The sequence below is a fragment of the Microtetraspora sp. AC03309 genome (assembly GCF_020826795.1).
Taxonomy (GTDB): Bacteria; Actinomycetota; Actinomycetes; order Streptosporangiales; family Streptosporangiaceae; genus Microtetraspora; species Microtetraspora glauca.
The window spans coordinates 1-423 of sequence record NZ_JADDIL010000558.1 but is presented as its reverse complement, the minus strand read 5'-3'; the positions used below and the strand labels follow the sequence as shown (position 1 = coordinate 423).

Sequence of the window (423 nt, the reverse complement as noted above, 5' to 3'; positions counted from 1 at the left end):
TATGTACCGTGCGGGTGGATTGCTCACCACGGCCGACACCACGACGAGTGCGACCGTCAGCACCGTGACGCCGGAACCCCACATCATCAATCGGGCAGGGCCGGCACGAGGGGCGGCCCGCTGCAATGCGCGGATCGCCACACCGCAACGCGGACAGAAGGCCATATCCCCGACGGTGTGATCGCACTGCGGGCATTGCCGCGGTTCGTCGGTGCGGGTGCTGCCGCGCGGTCCGTGCAGCAAGGCGATCTGCAGACCGACTCTCAACGCCAGCAAGACCAGCACCGCGACGATCAAATGCACTGCCAGCACGAATATCTCAGGGATGGGTGCGACATCGGTCAGGCCGAGAGCCATAAAACAGACGGGGACAGCGGAGACCGTCAGTGCCGATGCTGGGCGAACATGCGCGGGCCACAACAC

At 65.2% G+C, this 423-nt stretch carries 1 pseudogene; it reads right to left on the bottom strand.

Annotated elements, in window-relative coordinates:
* A pseudogene (locus IMZ11_RS44345) lies at nucleotides 1-357 on the bottom strand (zinc ribbon domain-containing protein); the annotation flags it as partial.
* Nucleotides 358-423: the final 66 nt, after the last annotated feature.